Here is a 22,908-nt window from a genome sequence, read left to right as displayed (position 1 = left end):
AATTGAGCGCGCAACCGAATACTCGAAAAGATCCCCTTGTTCCGAAAAAGCCACACGCAGAGACGACCCTGAATAAATTACCTGGTAAATGAAAAAGATCAGCAGCCCTGTCATTATCGTGTTTGTTGCCGCCATCGTGTCCGTTGCCTGGTTTGCCTGGAGCGCCTGGTTCTCGGATGCCGACGCCATCAGGAGGAACGAAAGGATCCAGCTTACCAACGACAAGATCCGCCTGCTGGAGCGGGTAGCCCTGACCGTAAAAAGCCTGGAATCGTCCGTGAGAGCGTATGTGATCACGGGAGACAGCGGTTTTCTTTCCCGGGAAAACTTTACCGAGGCGCAGCTGCGCACCCCGGTCGAAAACCTCCAGTTTTTTGCGTCAGGCAACCCGCAGGAGGCCCGTGCCATGGATTCCCTGCGGGCCATGGTATACCAGCGCATCGTCTATTTTAATTATCTCATTTCGTCCGCCAGAGAATCCCCCATTATAGCGGCCGCCATGATCCGCCCGGTGCAAACGCCCGCGCCGCCCGACCCGCTCACGCAGCTCACAGAGCGCCTGCTGAACCAACAATACGCCTTAATGGAAAGCCGCCTCAGCCGCAGCATTCCCAACCGCCTGCCGTTCCTGGCCACCCTCGCCGCCAGCGCGCTGGCCCTGATCATCATTTGCTGGGGCCTGTACCGGCTGGTGAGAGACATGCGCAGGGCCAAAGCCACCGAAACCGTGCTCCGCGCCAGCGAAGCCAAATACCGCAAACTCGTGGAAGACGCGGGCGCCACCATGTTCACCACCAACCGCGGCGGGTTTTTCAAATACGTGAACGCCAAAGCCTACGACCTCACCGGCTATACACCGCAGGAGCTGCTCGACAAACAATACATCATGCTCATCGACCCGCCGGAACAGCAGCGCATCCGCGAACATTATGAAAAACAGGCCTTCGAGGGCCACAACGAATCCACCCTCCGTTTTCCCATCCGCTGCAAAAACGGCGAACGGAAATGGGTGGAGCAACATGTGGTGCTGACGCGGCAAAGCGGCATTTTCAGCGGCTACCAATGCATCGTGAAGGATATTCACGCCAGAAAAATGGCCGACGAGGAGATCGTGAAAACGAAAAATGAAATGAACATCCTTCATTCCCGGCTGCAATCCATTTTGCTCAACACCCCGTCGATGATCTTCATCAAAGACATCAACGGAAAATATGTGCTGGTGAATAAACGGTTCGAAGAGGTGTTCGGCATCAAAAGCGAGAATATTCTCGGGCGGGCGGATAAAGACTTCCCCACCAAACTGAAACCGGAAAAAAGCATTGAATCGGACCGGGAAGTGCTGCTGCACGAAAGGCCGGTGGAATCGGAAGACAGCATCGAGATAGACGGCAAAACGCATTATTTTTTTCTCACCAAATTCCCGCTCCGCGACCATACCAACCGCGTGTACGGTCTTTGCGGCATCGCGACGGACATTACCGAGCGCATCCAGCACGAACATGCGCTGATCGACGAACGCAAAAAAGCCATCGACGCACGCCGCGCGCAGGAATTTTTTATGGCCAACATGAGCCATGAGCTGCGCACGCCGCTCAACGGCATCCTCGGTTTTACTTACCTGCTCGATCAAACGCCTACCAGCGAAATTCAGGCGGAATACGTGCGCGAAGTGCTCGATTCCGCCAATCACCTGCTGGCGCTGGTGAACGACCTGCTGGATTTTTCGCGCATCAAGGCCGGGCATATGGTATTGGAACATACCGCGATCGACCTCGGGGAACTGGTGGCGCAGCAAACGGAAAAATACCGTCAAAGGGCCGAGGGGAAAGGGCTGCAGCTTTTCTGCGACATCCAGGAGAATATGGAAAACAAGGTGCTGGGCGACCCGTTGCGGCTGAAACAAGTGCTGGACAACCTGCTCGACAATGCGGTTAAATTCACGGACGAAGGCTCCGTACGGCTGACGGTAAATGTTTCCGAGGAAAATGAAAAGCAGGTGAAGTACCTGTTTGAAGTGGCAGACACGGGCATTGGTATTCCACAACATCTGCACCACGAAATGGGCACCACCTTCGCGCAGGTGCATGCCGGCAATGATCGCAAACACGGCGGCACCGGGCTGGGCCTTGCGCTGGTGCGCCAGCTGGTGGAGCTGCAGCAGGGCAAGGTGCACATCCGCAACAATCCGGAAGGCGGCACCATCATCCGTTTTTCGATACCGTATAACCGCCAGGCGCGGGAACCCGTGCCTGTGCCGGCCGCCAGCAACGGCGCTTTACTATTGCCGCCGCTGCAGGGGAAAAATATCCTGCTGGCCGAAGATAATCTCGTAAACCAGAAACTCGCCATCCGCACGCTGGCCAATGCCGGCGCAGCGGTAGAACTGGCGGAGAACGGCGTGGAAGCGCTCGAAAAACTGCGCTCGCACAAATACGACTGCATCCTGATGGACATACAGATGCCGCAGATGGACGGCCTCGAAGCCACCCGTAAGATCCGCGACGGCGGCTCTTCCATACCCATCATCGCCATGACGGCCTCCGCGCTCAAAGGCGACCGCGAACGCTGCCTGATGGCGGGCATGAACGATTACATCTCCAAACCTTTCATCCCCAACGAACTGTTCCAGAAAATACTGGAAGCCCTCGGCGAGCGCGACCCCGTGCAGCACAAATTCACCGGGCCCGATTACGAGGAACAGAAAGTGCCGTCGATGGTAGACCTGCATTACCTGCGCAGCGTGGCGGGCGACAGCCGCGAATACATGCTCGACATCCTGAACACTTTCCTGGAACGGACCAGCGGCATGCTCTGCAACCTGGAAAACAGCGCGCAGCTGGAAGACTGGGACGAAACCAGCCAGCACGCCAGTCTTTTACGCAGCAGCCTGATGGTAGTGCGCATTCACCCGATGCTGGAAATGATCATAGAAATAGAACAGCAGGCCCGCAACCGCGAAAGCCTGCATACCATTTTATCGAATATTCACCTGGCGGTGAAGCTGTACAAAGATGCGCACGCAGTGCTGCAAAAAGAGGTCAACAAACTTTCCTAACTCCTGTACAAAGGCAGCGAAAACCAGAAGCGGCTGCCTTTTCCCGGTTCGCTTTCCACGCCGATGCTGCCGCCCTGCGCCTCGATGAACTCTTTGGCGATGGCCAGGCCCAGGCCGCTTCCCTTCGCATCGTCCGCCCCGGGCACCTGGAAAAATCTTTCAAATATTTTATTCCTGAATGCCGGATCGATGCCTTTGCCGTGATCGCGCACGCTGAAGTGCAGGGCGCCGGTGCCGGTGGCGAGCACGTCCAGCTCCACTTCCGCGCCGGGGGCGGAATAACGGATGGCGTTGGTGAGCAGGTTCACCAGCACCCACGCGCTCTTTTCCGCGTCCGCGCTGATCTGCACGGGGTCGGGCGGCAGCGTTGCGCGGATGTTCACCTGTTTGCCCGCGGCCTGTTTGTTCACCGTATCCAGCGCGTATTGCACGATCTGCCGGGGTTTCACCGGCTGTATCTGCAGCTGGATATTGCCGCTTTCCACTTTTGAAAAGTCGAGCAGTTCGCTTACCATGCGGATCATCCGCCGGTTGTCGTTGCGGATGCCGTCCAGCAGTTCTTTCTGTTCCGGCAGCAGCGGGCCGGTGCGTTCGTCGTCCAGCAGCTTGAGACTGAAATCCGTGGCGGCCAGCGGCGTTTTCAGTTCGTGGGAGATGGTGGCGATAAAATGCGTTTTCGCGAGGTCCTGCTCTTTAAAAGCCGTGATGTTTTTGAGGATGATGACGTAACCGATCTTTTCTTTTTCATGAAAAATGTCCACCGCTTCGCGCATAAAAAAACTTTCGCGGTTGTTCACCACGATCTTGATGGGGCCGCCGGGGCCCTTTTCCAGCAGGAATTTCAGCAGGTCGTTGCGTTGGGCCGCTTCGCCGGCGGCTTTGCCTACCAGTTCTTTATCCGGAACGCCGAGCAGCTGAAGGGCCTCATTGTTGGCGAAAAGAATGGTGTTTTGGTTGTCCAACCCGATGGTGGCGTCTTTCAGGCTGCTGATCACCGCTTCGGCGCGCTGTTTTTCAAATAGGATGCGCGCGAGGTTGCTGTGCTCGTATTCATCCAGCTTTTGCGCCATGGTATTAAACGCCGCGGCCAGCTCGCCAAACTCGTCGCCGGATTTGAAATACAGCCGCTGTTCGTATTTTTTCTCCGCGATGCCCCTGATGCCTTCGGTAAGTTTGTGGATAGGGTCGGCGATGTAACCGGGAAAATTGTAAACGAACGTAACGCCCAGCAGGAAACATACGCCGCTGATAATAGCAATGTATAGCAGCGCTTTGTCCGCCGTTTCCATGGCCGCTTCGTTTTTGTTCACGATCGCTTTCATGTTCACTTCCATCACGGCGAAAAGGTCTTTTTTGATCGCCTGCAATTGGGAGCTGTCGCCGTTTTTAAGCGATCCGTACCGTTTGCGTATAGATTGCGTGGGCGCGCCTTCGCCGGGCTCTGTCACGTTCTTTTCCTGTTTTACGAGGTTGGCCTCAAATTCCTGCTGTGAAGAAAAAGGCGCCTGGCCCCAGCTGTCGAGGGTGCGGAGCATGTTGCGGGTATACTCCACGGATTCGTAGTTGTCTTCCAGGATCGCGCGGGAGCCGCGGTTTACACGGTCGAGGTAATAATATCCCAAAATGCTCACCAGCAGCAGCATCAGGAAAAGGAACAACACCCCGATCGTGATCTTTGATTTAAGCCTGAGTTTGGTCATGACAATATTACGAGGTCGGTTTCGTGAGAGGATAATGTTTTTAATAACTGGTTAAACACGCTTGTTCGCAAAATAATGCCGAAAAGGCTGATATGCGGTTTGCCGATGCACACGGTGGTGATCTCTTTTTCGCGCGCCGTTTCGATAATGGCCTCCGCAACGTTGGCATGCTGCACCCTGAGCACTTCCGCGCCCAGCTCGGTGGCCAGTTTCAGGTTATTGATCAGGTGGCGCTGCGAAGCCAGGTTGATGCGGCCCGCGCTTTCTTTCGGCGTCTGCACATACAGCACATACCATTCGCCGTGATAATACGCGGCCAGCCGCGCGGTTTTGCGGATCACTTTCCGGGCTATTTCCCCGTTGCTGGAAATGCAGGCCAGGAAACGTTCGTGGCGCATCTGCCGGTTACGCGGTATTTCGGTTTCCACTTTCCTTTCTACCTGCGAAGCTACTTCTTTCAGCGCCAGTTCCCGCAGTTGGAGAATTTTGTCTGACTGGAAAAAGTTGCGCAAAGCGTTTTCCACTTTGCCCGGGTCGTATATTTTGCCTTCTTTCAGCCGGGTGATGAGCTCATCTGCCGTCAGGTCGATGTTCACCACTTCGTCCGCTATTTGCAGCATGCTGTCCGGCACACGTTCCTGCACTTCCACGCCGGTGATGGCTTTCACCTGGTGGTTGATGCTTTCCATGTGCTGGATGTTGACGGCGGAGATCACGTTGATGCCGGCGTTGAGCAGGTCCATTACGTCCTGCCAGCGTTTTTCGTTTTTGGAACCGGGTATGTTGGAATGGGCCAGCTCGTCCACGATCACCCATTCCGGCGCCAGCAGCAGGATGGCGTTGAGGTCCATTTCGTCGAGCATTTTGCCTTTGTAGAAAACCTGCCGCCGCGGGATCAGGGGCAGCCCTTCCAGCAGGGCTTCCGTTTCCCTTCGCCCGTGCGTTTCGATATACCCGATCTGCACGTTCAAACCCTTGCGCAGCATGGCATGAGCTTCCTGCAGCATCCTGTAGCTTTTGCCCACGCCGGCGCTCATGCCGATGTAAATTTTAAACTGACCGCGCCCGGCTTTGTTCGCCGGATGTAAAAACCGTTGCATCATGTGCCGATCTTGTTAAACCACCTCAGCGGAGCGCTTGTAAACAAGGCTCCGCTGCTGAGATGGGATTTTGTTATGGTTTAAAATGAAACTGCCAGCGATGTGGTGATAGCCACGTTGGTGCTCTTCGTTTCCAGGTTTTTGGTAAAGATCCCGTCTTTACTGTCGTACATTTTCCCTTCCACGCGGAACAGCACATTGCCCGCGGGAGCGACGTCCAGGTTCAGGGAATAACCGCTGGTCTTAAAACCGTTCGGCGTTCCCGTGGCGATGATCACCCCTTTTTCGTCGTTATAATATTCATACCGCGCCGCCATGGCTATTTTTTCCGTGAAAGCGTACCGCGCCACGGCCATCGGGCTGTACCAGCTGTTGACGCCGCTTTCGCCTTGCTGTTTTTCTTCCATGCCATAGTCGCAACCCGCTATCAGGCTGAATTTGTCCGTGATATTAAAGATACCGTAAACATCGTTGAAGTAACGCATCTGGCGTACGGAATCGGGTTTGTCGTTGCCCACGAACGTGCTCCAGTTGAGCGTTACCCTGCTGCCGGGTTTAAAGGTCAGCTGCGTGCCGAAAGCGGGCGCTTGATTGGCGTCAGGCCGTTTGATCCTTTGCCAGCCGTTGAGGTACATGGCGGATATTGTCCATTTTTCATCCGGCGTCCAGGTAACTTTGGCGCCGGTTTCGTAGTACGGTGTATTTTCCGCCATGATGCTGCGGGTGAGCGTGTAACAATCTTTGGACACCGCGCTTTCGAACCCGATATGCGAAGGCATGATGCCCGCGTCTATCCATACGTTTTTCCCGACGCGAACGCCTGCGTTCGCTTCGTACACGTAGCGGAGCAATTCCTGTTCCGCGGCCAGGTTGTACTGGCCGTAAGTGCCCGCCATCAGGGCTACGTTGGCCCTTACGCGGCCGCTGCTGTAATTGGCTTTGAGGTATGCAAGGTTAACGTTCAGTTCGTTGTGGCGGGTATGGTTGTACAAAAACCCCGGACGGGTGTGGTTTTCCGGCTCGTTGAAATCGTAGGAATAATAAGCTTCCGCATAACCGGAAATCGTCAGTTTCGGTTCCGTTTTCTCCGGCTGGCCCTGTGCCATTGCATGCATGCAAAACATAGCGCCGGCGGCGATCATCAATATCTTCTTCATTTTATAGCGTGTGTTTAAAAAGTCCAGAATGTCCGTACCGCTCACGCTCCCCGGGCGCGCATTGCCCCGGGAAAGCGTGATGTACGTTTTTCACAGGCAGGAACGTCGTGTGACCTATTACAGATTGTCCAGCGCAATATTCAACCGGAGCACATTTACGGTGGAAGGGCCAAACATGCCCAGCAGCGGGCCTTTCGTGTTTTCTTTCACCAGTTCGTTCAGTTTGTTTTCCGGCAGGTTGCGGAGTTTGGCAATCCTGGGGACCTGCAGCAGGGCGGCGGCCGGAGACAGATGAGGGTCCAGCCCGCTGCCTGACGCTGTTACAAGTTCCGCGGGAATGTTTTCCTTTTTTACCCCGGGGTTATGTGCCAGGAAGGTGTCTATCCGTTCCTGCACCACTTTCAGATAATCTCCGTTAGACGGACCTTTGTTGGAACCGCCGGAGCCGGCCGCATTATACCCCACAGCCGAAGGGCGGCCCTGGAAATATTTGTCGTCCGTAAATTGCTGGCCCACGTTCGCGTAGCCCACTACTTTGCCTTTGTTCGTCACGGTTACCCCGTCTCCCTTGCCCGGAGCCAGTTTGGAAATGCCTGCGATCAACAGGGGATAAATGCCCGCGGTCAGCAAGACCATTACCACGGTCAGTTTTAATGCAGGGAAAAAATATTTTTTCATGATCTGTTCAGATTAAAAGAATAAAGCCACTACGATATCGATCAGTTTGATGCCGATAAAAGGCACGATCACGCCGCCGAGGCCGTAGATGAGAAGATTACGGCGCAGCAGCGCGCTGGCGCCTACCGGTCTGTATGTTACGCCTTTCAAAGCCAGCGGTATCAGCAGCGGGATGATGATCGCGTTGAAGATCACCGCGCTGAGGACCGCCGTTTCTGGACTATGCAGCTGCATGATGTTGATACCCTGCAAAGCGGGAATAGACAGGATGAAGAGCGCCGGCACGATGGCAAAATATTTGGCCACGTCGTTCGCGATGGAAAATGTGGTAAGTGTTCCGCGCGTCATCAGCAGCTGTTTGCCGATCTCCACGATCTCGATGAGCTTGGTAGGATCGTTGTCCAGGTCTACCATGTTGCCCGCCTCCTTCGCGGCCTGCGTGCCGCTGTTCATCGCCACGCCAACGTCTGCCTGCGCCAGGGCTGGCGCGTCGTTGGTGCCGTCGCCCATCATGGCTACCAGGCGGCCTTCGTGCTGCTCTTTTTTGATGTAGCGCATTTTATCTTCCGGTTTCGCTTCAGCGATAAAATCGTCCACACCCGCTTTTTCGGCGATGTATTTCGCGGTGAGCGGATTGTCTCCCGTTACCATCACGGTTTTCACGCCCATTTTGCGCAGCCGTTCAAAACGTTCCTGGATGCCGGGTTTGATAATGTCCTGCAGCTCGATCACACCCATTATTTTATTGTTTACGGCCACCACCAGCGGGGTGCCGCCGTTGCCGGAAATTTCTTTCACTTTGGCCTCGGTTTCCGGCGGGAAGGGCTGGCCTTCGTGCCGGGAGAGGTTGCGGATGGCGTCGTACGCGCCTTTTCGGATGCGGGTGCCGTCTGCCAGGTTGATGCCGCTGCTGCGGGTTTCGGCGGTGAATTTCACCATGGTGCCGCCGTCCGGCGAAAGGCGGCTTACGATGTCTTTACCCGCCAACTCTACGATGGACTTTCCTTCGGGCGTATCGTCCGCCAGGGAGCTTAGCGCGCTGATGCGGATAAATTCCGCTTCGGAGTAACCGTTCGCGGGATAAAAATTCGTGGCCTTGCGGTTGCCGATGGTGATGGTGCCGGTTTTGTCCAGCAGCAGCACATCCACGTCTCCGGCGGTTTCCACGGCCTTTCCCGATTTGGTGATCACGTTGGCGCGCAGCGCACGGTCCATGCCGGCGATACCGATGGCAGATAACAAACCGCCGATAGTGGTGGGTATCAGGCACACGAACAATGATATGAACGCGGCGATGGTGATGGGCGTATTGGCGTAATCGGCGAACGGTTTCAGCGTAACGCATACGATGATAAACACCAGCGTGAAACTGGCCAGCAGGATGGTGAGCGCGATTTCGTTGGGTGTTTTCTGACGGGTGGCGCCTTCTACCAGCGCGATCATTTTATCGAGGAACGATTCGCCGGCTTCGGTGGTCACGCTTACCACAATTCGGTCGCTGAGCACTTTGGTGCCGCCTACCACGCTGCTTTTATCGCCGCCCGCTTCGCGGATCACGGGGGCGCTTTCGCCGGTGATGGCCGATTCGTCGATGCTGGCGAGGCCTTTTACGATCTCGCCGTCTGCCGGGATGATGTCTCCCGCTTCGCAAACGAACAGGTCGCCTTTTTTCAGCTGGGAAGAAGACACCACTTTTATTTCGTCCGTGAAGATCTCGCCTACGGCCAGGATCTTTTTGGCGGGCGTTTCTTCCCTTGTTTTACGAAGACTTTCAGCCTGCGCCTTTCCCCGCGCCTCAGCAATCGCTTCGGCGAAGTTGCCGAACAGCACGGTAAGCAGCAGCACCATAAAAACAGTGAGGTTATAGCCGAAGCTGCCCTGCGACTGGTCACCCGTGAACAGCGTCCGGAGCGTAACGATCAGCATCACGATGGTGCCCAGCTCTACGGTGAACATCACCGGGTTTTTGATCAGCGCCCGCGGGCTCAGTTTTACGAAGGATTGTTTCAGGCTTTCCTTCACCAGGTCCGCCGGGAACAGTGTATTATTTTTTGTTCTCATGATCAATTCAGCATTTTTTTATTAATACAGGGAGAAATATTCCGCAATAGGCCCCAGTGCGAGTGACGGGAAAAATGCCAGCGCGGCGATGATCACGATCACGGCAAAGGTCATCACGCCGAAAGTGGCGGTATCCGTTTTCAGCGTGCCCGCCGATCCGGGGATGTATTTCTTCTGCGCCAGCAGGCCCGCAATGGCCACCGGCCCGATGATCGGAAGGAAACGCGACAGGATCAGCACGAACCCGGTGCTTACGTTCCAGAAAATATTGTTGTCCGTCAGCCCTTCAAACCCGGAACCGTTGTTGGCCGCGGCGGAAGTGTATTCGTACAGCATTTCGGAGAAACCGTGGTAGCCCGGGTTGTTCAGCCAGTTGCCCGGCGGCGTGGCCCATCCCGCGCCCCAGCCGTGCGCGACGGCGAAGGAAGACAATGCAGTGCCCGCCAATATCAGGAACGGATGCAGCAAAGCTACCAGCGCGGCGATCTTTACTTCCCGCGCTTCGACCTTGTGCCCCATGAACTCCGGCGTTCGGCCTACCATCAATCCCGAAATAAATACGGCGATGATGATGAACACGAAGTAGTTGAGAATGCCCACTCCGCAACCGCCGTAAAAGCAGTTGGTCATCATGGCCACCAGCTGCATCATACCGGTGAGCGGCATGGTGCTGTCGTGAAACCCGTTGATGGAACCGGTGGAAATGATCGTGGTGATAGTGCTCCAGTAAGCCGTGGCAGTTGGCCCGAACCGTACTTCTTTACCTTCCATGGCACCGGTGGATTGCAGGATGCCCATCCTGGCGATGGCCGGGTTGCCGCCCGTTTCCTGTATGATGGTCGGGATCAGCAACAGCAGCATGCCGGCCGTCATCACCCCGAATATCACGTAAGCGAACTTCTTACGCCGGATAAAGAAACCAAGCGCAAAGATCATCGCAACAGGAATGATGGTTTGCGCGATCGCTTCGGTCATATTGGTGAGATAGTTCGGGTTTTCCAGCGGGTGAATGGAGTTGGCGCCAAACCAGCCGCCGCCATTGGTACCGAGGTGTTTGATGGCGATCATGCTTGCAGCGGGCCCGCGGGACACCCCTACGGTATCGCCCTGCATGGTCACGATGGCGTCTTTGCCTGCATAGCTGGCGGGCGTGCCGTTAAAGGAAAGTATGAGCGCGATCACCAAGCAGACGGGCAACAGCAGGCGGGTGTTGGTTTTTACGAAAAACTCCCAGAAGTTCCCGAGCTGGGTGACCGTTTTGTCTTTCAGCGCCTTAAACACCACGATGAGCGCGGCAATGCCGGTGGCGGCGCTTAAAAACTGAAGAAAAGTAATGACGAATAATTGCGTCAGGTAAGTAAGGCCCGATTCGCCGGAGTAGTGCTGCAGGTTGCAGTTCACGAGGAAACTGATCACCGTGTTAAAAGCAAGGTCCGGCGTTTGCGCGGGGTTGCCGTCCGGGTTCAGCGGCAATTTGTCCTGGAAGATCAGCAGGAAAAAACCGTACACGAACCAGATGAGGTTAATGGTGAGCAGCGCTTTCAGGTGCTGTTTCCAGTTCATCTCCTCTTTCGGATTGATGCCGCTGATCCTGTAGATCAGCCTTTCGAGCGGCGCGAGAAAGTCCATCCAGGTTTTTTCACCTTTAAACACTTTGGCGATGTAACGGCCAAGCGGGATGGCTATGATCAATGTCAGCGCATAGGTGGCTATGACGCCCAGCAGTTCTGTATTCATTTTTTAAAAGACAGTTAGGGATTCAGAATTTTTCCGGCTTCAGCAATACATAGATCATGTAAATGAAGACCAGGACAGACAAAACGAATAATGCGTTCATCATAGATCGGTCGGTTTAAATATTTTCGAAATAGTCCACGGACTTGAAGAACAGCCAGAAACAAACGAGGCCCGCAAGGAGCAGTAGTGCGATTAACATAATGCGTTATTTAAGATGATTTGATGACGGACTTGTTGCAGCGATGCGGGCAGGTACGATTTCAACGGAGCATACCCCGATGGATTTGGTAACAAAGCGCCCGGCTGCATATCCGGCGTTAAAGCGGGTATCTGGTGGGCGATCAATAACGGTACTTTGGCGTCCGGTAACATGATGATTTAATTTGCACCGGTATCAGCGAGCGGAATGCCAGAGGGGTTAACGAAGTCTTAAATAACTGGATTTCAAATAATTAATCAATTCCGGCACAGGATGCCAATGCCGGAAACCGTGCAGAATCTGAAGGGTATCTGCAAAAACGGGTTATTGGATATTGTATTCTTTGATCTTGTTGTACAGCGTGGTAAGACCGATCTGCATCACTTCGGCGGCTTTTGTTTTGTTGCCTTTTACGAGGTGAAGGATGCGGATGATGTGCCGGCGCTCGGCGTCCGCAAGGGTGAGGGCGTCGTCTGCCGGGCCGTTCATGCTGAAGTCCAGCGGGAGGGCGGAAATATCCAGTTCCGGCGTGTCTGACAATATCACGGCCCTTTCTATCACGTTCCGCAATTCCCGGATATTGCCTTTCCAGCTGTGCTCGCGCAGCGCTTTGCTGAACGCTTCCGTCATCCCTGAAATTTTTCTCCCGTTCTTGGGCGCAAGCTGGCGGATAAAATATTGCGCGAGCAGCGGAATATCTTTCCTGCGCTCGTTCAGCGAAGGCAAAGTGATCTGGAAAGCGGAGAGGCGGTAATAAAGATCGGCCCTGAAACGCCCTTCCGAGATCTCTTTTTCCAGCTCGCGGTTGGTGGCGGCAACAATGCGGATGTTGACCCTGATGGGCTTGGAATCCCCTACTTTATAGAACTCGCGCGTTTCAAGCACGCGCAGCAGTTTGGCCTGCAGCTCGATGGCCATTTCGCCGATCTCGTCGAGGAAAAGCGTGCCGTTGTGGGCTTCTTCGAGAAAACCTTTTTTGTCTTTTACCGCGCTGGTAAAAGCGCCTGCTTTATGGCCGAAAAGCTCGCTCTCCAGGATGTCTTTCCCGAAAGCGCTGCAGTTCACGGCCACGAAAGGCTGCTGGCCGCGCTCGCTGGCCCGGTGAATGGCCTGCGCGAACACTTCCTTGCCGGAACCGGTTTCGCCGAGCAGCAGCACGGTTACGTCCGTTCCCGCTACTTTTTTCGCCAGCGCGATGGCTTCTTTTATCTCGGGGGATTCGCCGATGATGTTTTCGAAATCGTGCTTGCCGCCGATCCTGTCTTCCAGCGAGCGCACGCGGTATTGCAGGCGGGCTTTGTCCATGGCTTTGCTTACCAGCGGCAGGATGCGGTTGTTGTCGTCGCCTTTGGTGATGTAGTCGAACGCGCCGTTTTTGATCGCCCGCACGCCGTCTTCGATGTTGCCGTAAGCCGTGAGCACGATGGTTTCTATTTCGGGGTAATGCTGTTTGATGGTTTGGGTGAGCTCCACGCCGTTGCCGTCCGGGAGTTTCACGTCAGACAGCACCACCTGCACCTCTTCCCGCTCCAGCAGCTTCAGCGCGGATTTGATGTTTCCCGCCTCGAGAATGGAATAACCTTCCAGTGCCAGTAACCTGCCCAGCAGTTTACGGAGCTGTTCTTCGTCGTCGATGATCAGTATGGTACCTTTAGACATGGATGCAAAAGTAAACAGTTATCGACATTAAATAAAAAACCGGGGCGCAGCCGCATTGGCCAGCCCCGGGTTACAATATGATTGATCCGTTTATCCGTTATTTCGCGTCGGTGGTTTTCTGGTTGCGTTTTACCGTTATCGCGCCTATAAAAGCGCCCAAGCCGCCCATTACCGCGTTCGTAAAAAATATATTGGTAACAGTGAAGATCCAGAAACCCTGTCTTTTTGTATCGCTGTATTCGCTGATGCGGTTCCCTTCGGAGGGAAGGTCTACGCCCGTGCCCGCTACGGGTTCCGTGGCCAGCTGGAACAGTAAATTAGCGGTGGATACCATCACGACGGCTACAAAAGCCGCCAGCAGGCCCGACAAAAACAATCTTCCCAAAGATACTCTTCCTCCATAAGCCTTATTGGCGTGCATTACGGCAATCATCGTCCCGATAAAAATGACGGCGCTCACGAAATACCCCGTCCACAGATCGGTCATCCAACGTGTGATATAAAAGAACAGGGTAAATAAAATACTGACCAGCCCTATCAATACGCCATAGATCCATGGCAGTTTTCGTGGTGATTGCATTGTTTGTTGCATACGCGTTTGGATTTAGTGAATAACATGCTTCATCACCCCCTTTCAGTCTGTGTATACCAAAGCCAATAACGTGCCTATTGTGCCACCGATTTCAGAATTGTCTTCAGGTCGTTTTTTTCTTTCAGGATATTTTCCCACAGATCGCCTTGTTTTTCCAGTCTTTTAAGCGTGTTCCCGATATGGAAATCTTTGATGTCGAGTTTTGCGTTCACTTCCTTCCATTGCAGCGGCGTGGCTACGGTCGCGCCGGGCTGCGGCCTTGCCGAATACGGGCTGGCGATCGTCTGGCCCCATGCGTTCTGCAGAAAATCGATATAGACCTTATTTTTTCTTTTCGCTTTGGCGCGGATGATACTGGTGATTTCCGGCAACTGTTCGTTGGCGGTTTGTGCAATGTATTCCGCAAAAAGGCGGCAGGTTTCGTATGGATATTTCCCGCCGGTGGGCACGTAAATATGCAGCCCGCTGGCGCCGGAAGTTTTGCAGTAAGAAACGATGTCGTGCGATTCGAGGATCTTGCGGATGGTTTGCGCGGTTTCCACCACGGCGGTAAACGCAATGTCTTCAGGGTCGAGGTCGAGCACGACGTAATCGGGATTCTCCGGTTTGCGTATGCGGGACAACCATGGGTTGATCTCGATACAGCCGAGGTTCACCATATACGCCAGCGTTGCTTCGTTGTTGCATACCAGGTAGTCGATCACTTTGTTGGTGGATTCGGAATGCACCTGCGTGGTTTTCAGCCACGCCGGCACCTGCTCCAGGTCGAGGTCTTTCTGGTAAAAGCTCTGCCCGGCAATGCCGTTCGGGAAGCGGTGCAGCGACAATGCCCGGTCTTTCAGGTGCGGCAAAATATAATCCGCCACCGATAAATAATAATCGATCAGCTGCCCTTTGGTGATCTTTTCTTTGGGCCAATAGATCTTCTGTTGATTGGTGAGCTGCACTTCCTGTTTGTTGAGCGTCAGCACCCGGTCTTTTGCCACTTCGGCGGGCTCCTGCATGTTTGCCTTGGGTTTGTGCATGGGTTCTTTTTTAGCGGCGGCCGTTTTTTTCCCGGCGCCAGTGATATGTTGGGCCACTTCGCGTTTTACGGCGGTGGCGGGTTTGTCTTCCCTCAGCGCAATAAAAATGGGCTGGCGCAGCAGTCCTCCCTGCGTCCATTCTGAAAATTTCACTTCGCATACGAGCTCCGGTTTCAGCCAGGTGACCGGCATATTGGTTTTGATCTTTTCTTCGAACGGCGAATCATCCTGCCGGTAATCCTGCAGTTTTTCATACAGGCTTTTCAGCCCCACGTCGTTGAAACCGCCGCCGCAAAGACCGATATACCGCAGTTTTTTTCCTTCATACACGCCGAGCAGCAAAGCGCCGATGTTCTTACGCGCTCCCCGCGGGGCGGTGTACCCGCAGATCACGGCTTCCTGCCGGCCTGTCACTTTGATCTTCAGCCAGCTCATCGTGCGTACGCCGCCGGCATACCCGCTTTCGCCATCTTTCGCGATAATACCTTCCCATCCCGCCTTTGCCGCTTTTTCGAACAACTGCACGCCTTTGCCGGCAACATGCGCGGAATACTGCACCCGCGGATCGTCCAGCTGCTTTACCAGTTCTTCCAGCAGGATCTTCCTTTCCGTCAGCGGCAATTCTCCCAGCTCATGCCCGTCGAGATGAAGCAGGTCGAACACCTGGTACACCAGTTTGCCTTTGCCGGTGGAACGGTAATTCTGCAAGGCCTGGAAATCCGATTTTTTGTTTGCGCCGAGAATAATGATCTCGCCGTCCAGCACAACATTGTGGGGAATATTCTCCACAGCTTCAACAATAGGAGCGTATGCTTCGTTGAACGAGAGTTTGTTACGCGAATACAATTCGGTTTCCCCGTCTTTCACCGCGGCAATGGCGCGGTACCCGTCCCATTTCGGTTCGAAGATCCAGCCTTCGCGGTCGAAAGGCGCATCTACCAGCGTGGTGAGCATGGGGGCGTAAAAGGTTTTCATGCGCGACGTGTGTTCCGAATCCTTTTTCGCCGCCGGCTTTTTCGCGGCGCCAGCGGCGCTTTTTTTCGCGCGCGGACTGGCCTTTTTTGCGGTGGCGGCTTTCTTTTTTGGCGTGGCCTTTTTCGCCGGCGTTCTCCTGCCTTTGGTTTCGGCCGCTTTGTTGTTCGAAGGCCCCTTCAGCTTTTCGATCACGCGTTTCGGTGTATGTTCCTCGCTGTCGTAAGCCTCGTCTACCGCGTATTTGTCGCGGTGTTTGATCATCAGCCAGGCGTTCTCTTCGCGCCCGCCTTTCATTTTCACCAGCGCAAATTCCCCTTTCAGTTTTTTGCCGTGAAGCACCACTTTCAGGTTGCCGTCTTTCCATTCTTTCAGCGCCGAAGCGTCGAACGATCTGCCGTTTTCGTGCAGCAGCTCGTAAGTGCCTTTATCCCACACGTACACATAACCCGCGCCGTAATTGCCGGGCGGTATTTCTCCTTCAAAATCCTTGTAATCGTAAGGATGGTCTTCCACCGCCATGGCCAGCCGTTTGTCTTCCGGGTTCAGGCTGGGGCCTTTCGGAACGGCCCAGCTTTTCAGCACGCCGTCCATCTCCAGCCGGAAGTCGTAATGCAGCCGGGTGGCATGGTGGCGCTGTACCACGAAGATGTGCGCTTTGCCTTTGGATTTGCCGGAGCGCGGCTCGGACGTTTGTTGGAAGTCCCGTTTCTGGTGATATTTCTGCAGGCTCATGACGCTCGTTTTTTACCCGTGCCAAGGCTGGCTTTGAGCTGGTCGAACAGATCGGTGCTTTTGGTGGTCACCACTTTCATTTTCTTCACTTTCGCGCGTTTGCCGCTGGCTTTGGCTTTGATGATGCGCAGCAGTTCCTTCGCGTATTCGTCTTTGTATTGCGAAATGTCGAACGGCTCGGTGTATTGGTTCACCAGCTTCACGGCCATGTCCAGCTCCTTTTTGGGAATGGTGGTTTTGGAGGGAAGCGTGAGATCGTCTGCCGTGCGCACTTCTTCCGCAAATCGCAGGCGGTGCAGCATAAGGTAATCTTCTTTCGCGCGTACAACGGCCAGGTGCTCCTGAGAGCGCAATACGAACAGCGCGATGCCTACCTTCCCCGTTTTTTCGAGCGTGGCGCGCAGCAGCTCGTAAGCTTTGGCGCCACTTTTATCCGGAGCGATGAAGTACGGCGATTCGAAATATATCGCGTCTATTTCGCTGGTGGCAGTGAAGGTGGAAATTTCTATCACTTTGCTCTTTTTGGGCGCCGCGTCCTCAAAGTCAGATTCGTCCAGCACCACGTACTCGTCGTTGAGATTGTAAGCCTTCACGATGTTTTCCCAGGCCACTTCTTTGCCTGTTTTTTCGTTGATCCGCTGGAAACGGATGCGGGAGTGGTCTTTTTTATCCAGCATATCGAGGTCGAGCCGGCTGTCTTGCACGGCGCTGTACAACTTCACCGGTATGTTCACCAGCCCAAAACCTATGCTGCCTGTCCATATTGATCGCATGGGGAGAGGTTTTCCTATTCTACAACAATGATTATACCACGGGGCTGAAAAAGAAATAGCCGCCCCGGGAACGGAACGGCCGTGTTTCTTTAATATGCATAACTATTGGGGGGAATACATTCGTCGAATAAATACGGTGTTAATGATTTCTGAAAATTATCAGCCAACAATCAGGCCAGATTTCTATGGCATAGGTTTTGGCATTTCAACATTAAAAACTAAACCCGATCATTATGGAAACACCGAACACGAACAATAATGCAAATAAGCCTGGGGAAATGACGACCCTTTCACAGATCATGAGCAAGCTTCACTCGAAAGGATTCGACAATGAATTTAAAGTAAGCGACCACGGCAGGATGCAATCTCCCAACGGCGAACAAATCTATAACCCTGAAGATCTCAAGATCATCAAAACCTACCGTTTTGAAGGGGAATCAGACCCATCAGACAACTCTGTACTGTACCTCCTGGAAGACCGGGAAGGCCGCAAAGGCTATGTACTCGACGCGTATGGCATGTATTCCTCCCACGACGAATCCGGATTTGATGAGTTTCTCCAGAAAATACCTGTTGAAGACAGGGAAGAACAGGTGATTTTCGGCTGATGTGATGTTTTGAAGGGTAATAAAAAAATAGGGAAGCTGAAAAAGGCATCCCTATTTTTTTTGCGCCTGGTCTTTCAGGATTCGCAGCAGTAGCTTTTCGTCCACTTCCTTTTGCAGGTATTTCCCCAGTTTTTCTTCTTCGTACAGGGAAAGGAGGCAGGGATGAACGTAGTATTTTTTACACACTGCGCGGGTATTCCCCAGTTTTTGCGCCACACTTTCTATCACTTCCACGATCTGCCGTTTGCAGGCCGCCTGCGATTCGAAGGGCTCACAGGCCGCCAGCAGGTGCAGCGCTTCGAGGGTGCCGGCCCAGGTGCGCAGGTCTTTGCAGGTGAATTCTTCCGCGGTGATATTTTTCAGGTAATCGTTCAGTTCTCCGGAATCGAGGCTTTTTACTTCGCCGCTTTCGTAATACTGGAACAGTTCCTGGCCGGGAATGTCGCGGACTTTTTTGAGCAGGCGCGCGAGCGACGCATGGCGCAGTGAAATTTTATGTTCCACGCCTTTTTTGCCTTTGAAGCAAAAAAAAAGTTCGTTGCCGTTTATTTTAACGTGGCGGTTGTGCAGGGTGGTGAGGCCGTAGGAATGATATTTTTTTTCGTATTCGGCGTTGCCCACGCGCATCAGCGTTTCTTCCATAATGCGCAGGGCGATGGCGCAAACGCGCTGTTTGTCCAGCGCTTTCCTGCGAAGGTCTTTTTTGATCTGCGCCCGGATGCGCGGCAGTATTTTGCCGAACTGCAGCAGGCGGTTGTATTTCGTTTCGTTGCGCATGGCGGCCCAGCGCGTGTGGTAACGATATTGCCGGCGGCCGAGCGAATCGGTGCCGGTGGCCTGGAGATGACCGTTCGCGTAGGGACAGATCCACACGTTTTCCCAGGCGGGCGGCAGTACGAGGCCTTTAATGCGGCCGAGTATTTCTTCGTCGGTGATCTTTTTGCCGGCAGTGTCGAGATAGGAAAATTCTTTGCCCTCGCGCACGCGCGTAAACCCGGGGCGTGCGGGGGAAACGTAGCGCAGGCGGGCGGCCTGGGCCATTGCGGCGGGAGCGTTAGCCGTTAACAATTTCTCCTCCATTGGGGTGCAATATTTGGCCGGTGATGTACCCCGCATCGTCTGACGCGAGAAAAACGTAGCTGGTGGCCACTTCCACGGGCTGGCCAGCGCGTTTGAGCGGCACGTCCGAACCGAATTCGGCTACGTGTTTAGCTGGGAACGTGGCGGGGATCAGCGGCGTCCAGATGGGGCCGGGGGCCACGCCGTTCACCCTGATGCCTTTATCGGCCAGCATCGAGGAAAGGGAGCGGGTAAATGAAACGATGGCTCCTTTGGTGGCGGAATAATCCACCAGGTGGCTGCTGCCGCGGTAGGCGGTCACTGAAGTGGTGTTGATAATGGAGCTGCCTTTCCGCATATGCGGCAGGGCAAAGCGCACCATGTAAAAATGCGCGAATATATTGGTGGAGAATGTACGGAGCAGCTGTTCGGAGGAAATGTCTTCGAACTTTTTCTGCGGGAACTGCACGGCGGCGTTGTTCACCAGCACGTCTATCCTTCCGAAGCGCTGCACGGTTTTCCGGATGATCTTCCCGCAATGTTTTTCCCTGCTCACATCTCCCGCCACCAGCAGCACTTCCCTGCCCAGCGCCAGGATGCGCTCCGCGGTATCCTGCGCATCGCCGTCTTCATCGTAGTACGCGATCACGATATGCGCGCCTTCCGCCGCGAAAGCCAATGCCACGGCGCGCCCGATGCCGCTGTCTCCCCCGGTGATCACGGCGATCCTGTCCTGCAGCCTGCCGCCTGCGGGTTTATCTTTTTTTTCAGACACCGGCTGCGGCTGCATCCTCGATTCTATGCCCGGCTGGCGGTTTTGATGCTGCGGGGGTCTGATGTCTTTTTTTTTATTTGTTTTCTGCATAGTTCCTTTCGTTAAATGAAAAGAGGCTGGAACGTGTCACCGTTGTCAGCCTCTTTCCTGCAATGGCGGCTATTCCGCCATCGCCTCTTCGTTCACGGAAGATTCTGCGATCTGCGTGAGCAAAGAATCCGTTTCCTTTTCTTCGTCCAGCGTTTGTTCGAGGATGGCGGCCGCGTCTGTATGCCCCATCCTGTTGGCCAGGGTACGCAGGCTGCCGTATGCTGCGATCTCGTAGTGTTCCACTTTTTGCGCGGCGATGATCAGGCCCGCATCCAGCACGGAAGATTCTTCTTCTTCGCTGATGAGTTCCTGCGCTTCGGCTACCAACCCTTCCATCGCTTCACATTTTTTAGCGGTGGGTTTCATGCCCATCAATTCGAATACTTCTTCTACACGCGAAACGTGTTCTTTCGTCATTTCAAGATGGTCGGCGAACGCATTTACCAGCTCCTGCGAGGAAGCGGCTTTCTGCATTTTACCCAAAGCCTTCACCAGGTGTTTTTCGGCCCAGTAAATATCTTTCAGCTCGTCCATGAAAAGCTGGTGGAACTTGGAGTTGGGCATATCCTCGCCTTTACCGTTGCTTCTGGTGCTTTTACGGGCAGGCGCTGCTGATCTTGAATTGCTGCCGGTGTTTTTGCGCGTTGTTGCGGCGCTTTTTTTTGTTCCGTTGCGGGAACCGGTGGATTTAGTTGCCATAATATGTGAGGATTATTTGGGTGATTAAAGCATTTTTTATTTGTTAGGAAATGGAAAACGGTCGCGTTTGTCTACCAGGCTGCTTTCTTCTTTTTTCTCCTCGCCCACGATGTCTGGCGATTGTTCTTCGACGTCGTTGTTTTCCTCATTTTCGGGCGGGCCGCCTTTCCCCTGCTGTTTTGGCTCGGTATCCGGCGCTTTGTCGGGAATTTCAGGCTTGGGGCCTACTTCCGGCCCCGGCTCGGATTGCGGGTCGCTGGGTTTGCGTTCTACTTCGCGTTTGGGCACTTCGGGGGGAATGTTGGGTTTGTTTTCGCCTTCTCCTTCTCCCTTATCAAGGCCCGGTTTGGGCTGTCCGCCTCCCTGGCCATGGCTTCCCTGGTCACGGTTTCGTTCCTGGTTCCCTTCCAACCCCGGGGGCTGCTGGCTGTTCTGCCCTTTTTGCCCGGGTTTGGGCTGGGTTTCCTGATTGGCTTGGCTCTTCATAACTCACAGTTTTAAGGTGTAAAAAACACTGATAGTAACACAGTGAAAGTCTCTCCGGATTTCATTTGTATTATAGTTCAAACGGCATTCCAATACGGGGCATATGATTTGCAGGAAAAAGAGCAACAACAATATAAACGGCTGCACAAATGCGTTTCAGCTGCTGTTTTATCCGCTGTTTTCGCAGGTTTTCGTAAATTCAGATCAATTATTTACAACAGGGGAATATTCTTTGTAGAATTAGATTTTCATTCTGTAGAAAATCGTTCACAGGCAAAGGGGAATATAAAACGTTCGAATCCATGCACATCAGCGTACACAAGAAGATCAGGGTCGGTTTTTTTATCGCGTTCACCATTATCGTGGTTGCTTCGCTGGTATCTTACGTGATCGCCAGGAACCTGATGCATAATGCGGACAGGCTCAGCCACGCGGTGGAAGTATCTAAACGCCTCGACGCCATTACGCGTTACCTCAAGGATGCCGAGGCCGCCATCCGCGGTTACAGTCTTACCAAAGAAGAGGCTTTCCTCAACCCGAGCATGGAAGAACGCAGCATTAAGATCGAAAACGAATACCGCAAGCTGCGCCGCATTATCGACGACCCTGCCCAGCAACGCAACCTGGACACGCTCAAACGCCTGCTGGACGTGAAATACACCCAGCTTACCGGCCAGCGCAAAGGCTCCAGCAGCGCGGCTATCCAACAAGCGGAAGTTTCCATGGACCGGATCGACCATAAGGTCGAAGATATGATCCTGATCGAACAGGCGCAGCTGAATGAAAAAACGCGCATGTTCCATTTTTTCTCCGGCCTGTCTATCCCCGTCCTGTTCATCATTTCCATCGCCGCCATCCTGATCGGCGTTTATTCCTACATCACGCTCACCCGCGAGTTCCGCCTTCAGCTGCATATCGAGGCCCGCATGAAAAATTACCAGCGCGAGCTGCAGGAAAACATCGCGCTGCTCAACAATACCAATAAAGAACTGGAACAATTCGCCTACGTGGCCTCACACGACCTGCAGGAGCCGCTGCGGAAGATCTCCACATTCTCGGACCGCCTGCTTTCCAAACACCGCCACGAGCTGCCGGAAGAGGCCGGTCAGCTGATAGACCGCATGGTGGCGGCCGTGGGCCGCATGCGCATCCTCATCAACGACCTGCTCAGTTTTTCCCGCGCCGGCCGCATCACGCCGGAAAGCCTCGTGCCCATCGATCTCAACACTATCCTCCAGGATGTGATCGGCGACCTCGAACCCGCCCTGCAGGAGAAAAAAGGCAGCATCCTGTTCGACCAGCTGCCCGTTATCGAAGGCAGCGATACGGGGTTTCACCAGCTTTTCCAGAACCTGCTGTCCAATTCCATTAAATTCGCCCACCCCGAACGGCCGCTGGAGATCCGCATCCGCCGCGAACTGCTCACGGGCAAGGAAGCCGGTTTCACCAGCGAAAAAAAATGGGGGGAAACCTACTGCCGCATTTCCATCCAGGATAACGGCATCGGGTTCGACCAGGTGTACGCAGACAGGATATTCCTCATTTTCCAGCGCCTGCACGGCGTCAGCGAATACAAAGGTACCGGCATCGGGCTTGCTATCTGCAAAAAGATCGTGGATTCGCACAACGGCACCATTACAGCCGTTGGTGCCGCCGGCCAGGGCTCCACTTTCGTAATCGTATTGCCGGTGAAACAAATCCGCGAAGATTAAATATTTGCATGTTTATTGCATTAACAAAAACGAACT

18 protein-coding genes are annotated in these 22,908 nt (G+C 54.0%); 3 read left to right on the top strand and 15 right to left on the bottom strand.

The window, feature by feature from the left end; translation table 11 throughout:
* Positions 1-88 precede the first annotated feature (88 nt).
* The gene (locus tag J7I43_RS12560; protein ID WP_209146024.1) at positions 89-3,055 is read left to right on the top strand and encodes a PAS domain S-box protein; all 2,967 of its coding nucleotides are present in this window, start codon (positions 89-91) and stop codon (positions 3,053-3,055) included.
* On the opposite strand, the gene J7I43_RS12555 is transcribed toward J7I43_RS12560, so the two are convergent.
* The 11 genes from J7I43_RS12555 to ku form a co-directional block, all read right to left on the bottom strand.
* Positions 3,052-4,755: a sensor histidine kinase gene (locus J7I43_RS12555; RefSeq protein ID WP_209146023.1), complete on the bottom strand. Its 1,704-nt coding sequence runs from the start codon at positions 4,753-4,755 to the stop codon at positions 3,052-3,054. The two genes, J7I43_RS12560 and J7I43_RS12555, sit on opposite strands and share 4 nt — an antisense overlap.
* Complete coding sequence (locus J7I43_RS12550) at positions 4,752-5,858, bottom strand: sensor protein KdpD (protein WP_209146022.1); 1,107 nt, start codon at positions 5,856-5,858, stop codon at positions 4,752-4,754. Before J7I43_RS12550 ends, J7I43_RS12555 begins: the two co-directional genes overlap by 4 nt.
* Before the next feature lie 77 nt (positions 5,859-5,935).
* Complete coding sequence (locus tag J7I43_RS12545; protein WP_209146021.1) at positions 5,936-7,012, bottom strand: porin; 1,077 nt, start codon at positions 7,010-7,012, stop codon at positions 5,936-5,938.
* Positions 7,013-7,129: 117 nt separating this feature from the next.
* Entirely contained in the window at positions 7,130-7,690 is a 561-nt protein-coding gene (locus J7I43_RS12540; protein WP_209146020.1) for a K(+)-transporting ATPase subunit C, read from the bottom strand.
* A 12-nt stretch (positions 7,691-7,702) separates the two neighbouring features.
* Positions 7,703-9,751 carry a potassium-transporting ATPase subunit KdpB gene (gene kdpB, locus J7I43_RS12535; RefSeq protein ID WP_209146019.1) on the bottom strand — a complete coding sequence of 683 codons (2,049 nt, stop codon included), beginning with the start codon at positions 9,749-9,751 and terminating at the stop codon, positions 7,703-7,705.
* A gap of 21 nt (positions 9,752-9,772) precedes the next feature.
* Positions 9,773-11,488 (bottom strand): potassium-transporting ATPase subunit KdpA, encoded by a 1,716-nt coding sequence (gene kdpA, locus J7I43_RS12530; RefSeq protein ID WP_209146018.1) that lies wholly within the window; start codon positions 11,486-11,488, stop codon positions 9,773-9,775.
* A 22-nt stretch (positions 11,489-11,510) separates the two neighbouring features.
* Positions 11,511-11,588, bottom strand: a complete 78-nt coding sequence (kdpF, locus tag J7I43_RS25020; RefSeq protein ID WP_378108749.1) for a K(+)-transporting ATPase subunit F — start codon at positions 11,586-11,588, stop codon at positions 11,511-11,513.
* A gap of 423 nt (positions 11,589-12,011) precedes the next feature.
* On the bottom strand, positions 12,012-13,346 hold the full coding sequence (locus J7I43_RS12520) for a sigma-54-dependent transcriptional regulator (RefSeq protein WP_209146017.1): 1,335 nt from the start codon (positions 13,344-13,346) through the stop codon (positions 12,012-12,014).
* A gap of 97 nt (positions 13,347-13,443) precedes the next feature.
* Entirely contained in the window at positions 13,444-13,938 is a 495-nt protein-coding gene (locus J7I43_RS12515; RefSeq protein WP_209146016.1) for a DUF4199 domain-containing protein, read from the bottom strand.
* Between the two features lie 74 nt (positions 13,939-14,012).
* Positions 14,013-16,670 (bottom strand): DNA ligase D, encoded by a 2,658-nt coding sequence (gene ligD, locus J7I43_RS12510; RefSeq protein WP_209146015.1) that lies wholly within the window; start codon positions 16,668-16,670, stop codon positions 14,013-14,015.
* A complete protein-coding gene (ku, locus tag J7I43_RS12505) occupies positions 16,667-17,443 on the bottom strand; it encodes a non-homologous end joining protein Ku (RefSeq protein WP_209146014.1) in 777 nt (258 codons plus the stop codon). The genes ligD and ku overlap by 4 nt, the downstream gene beginning before the upstream one ends.
* 233 nt (positions 17,444-17,676) lie before the next feature.
* On the opposite strand from ku, the gene J7I43_RS12500 reads away from it, so the two are divergent.
* A complete protein-coding gene (locus tag J7I43_RS12500) occupies positions 17,677-18,051 on the top strand; it encodes a hypothetical protein (RefSeq protein WP_209146013.1) in 375 nt (124 codons plus the stop codon).
* A gap of 51 nt (positions 18,052-18,102) precedes the next feature.
* Here J7I43_RS12500 and J7I43_RS12495 read toward each other — a convergent pair whose 3' ends face one another.
* The 4 genes from J7I43_RS12495 to J7I43_RS12480 form a co-directional block, all read right to left on the bottom strand.
* Complete coding sequence (locus J7I43_RS12495; protein ID WP_209146012.1) at positions 18,103-19,131, bottom strand: DNA topoisomerase IB; 1,029 nt, start codon at positions 19,129-19,131, stop codon at positions 18,103-18,105.
* Positions 19,106-19,975 carry a glucose 1-dehydrogenase gene (locus tag J7I43_RS12490; protein ID WP_209146011.1) on the bottom strand — a complete coding sequence of 290 codons (870 nt, stop codon included), beginning with the start codon at positions 19,973-19,975 and terminating at the stop codon, positions 19,106-19,108. The genes J7I43_RS12495 and J7I43_RS12490 overlap by 26 nt, the downstream gene beginning before the upstream one ends.
* Before the next feature lie 69 nt (positions 19,976-20,044).
* Complete coding sequence (locus J7I43_RS12485; RefSeq protein ID WP_209146010.1) at positions 20,045-20,674, bottom strand: YciE/YciF ferroxidase family protein; 630 nt, start codon at positions 20,672-20,674, stop codon at positions 20,045-20,047.
* Positions 20,675-20,710: 36 nt separating this feature from the next.
* Entirely contained in the window at positions 20,711-21,160 is a 450-nt protein-coding gene (locus J7I43_RS12480; RefSeq protein ID WP_209146009.1) for a hypothetical protein, read from the bottom strand.
* 302 nt (positions 21,161-21,462) lie between these two features.
* Between J7I43_RS12480 and J7I43_RS12475 the strand changes: the two genes are divergently transcribed.
* The gene (locus tag J7I43_RS12475) at positions 21,463-22,872 is read left to right on the top strand and encodes a sensor histidine kinase (protein WP_209146008.1); all 1,410 of its coding nucleotides are present in this window, start codon (positions 21,463-21,465) and stop codon (positions 22,870-22,872) included.
* Positions 22,873-22,908 lie beyond the last annotated feature (36 nt).

This window comes from Chitinophaga chungangae (assembly GCF_017742215.1).
Classification (GTDB): Bacteria; Bacteroidota; Bacteroidia; order Chitinophagales; family Chitinophagaceae; genus Chitinophaga; species Chitinophaga chungangae.
Note: the sequence above shows the minus strand (reverse complement) of the source record. Positions and strands in the feature narration are given on the sequence as shown.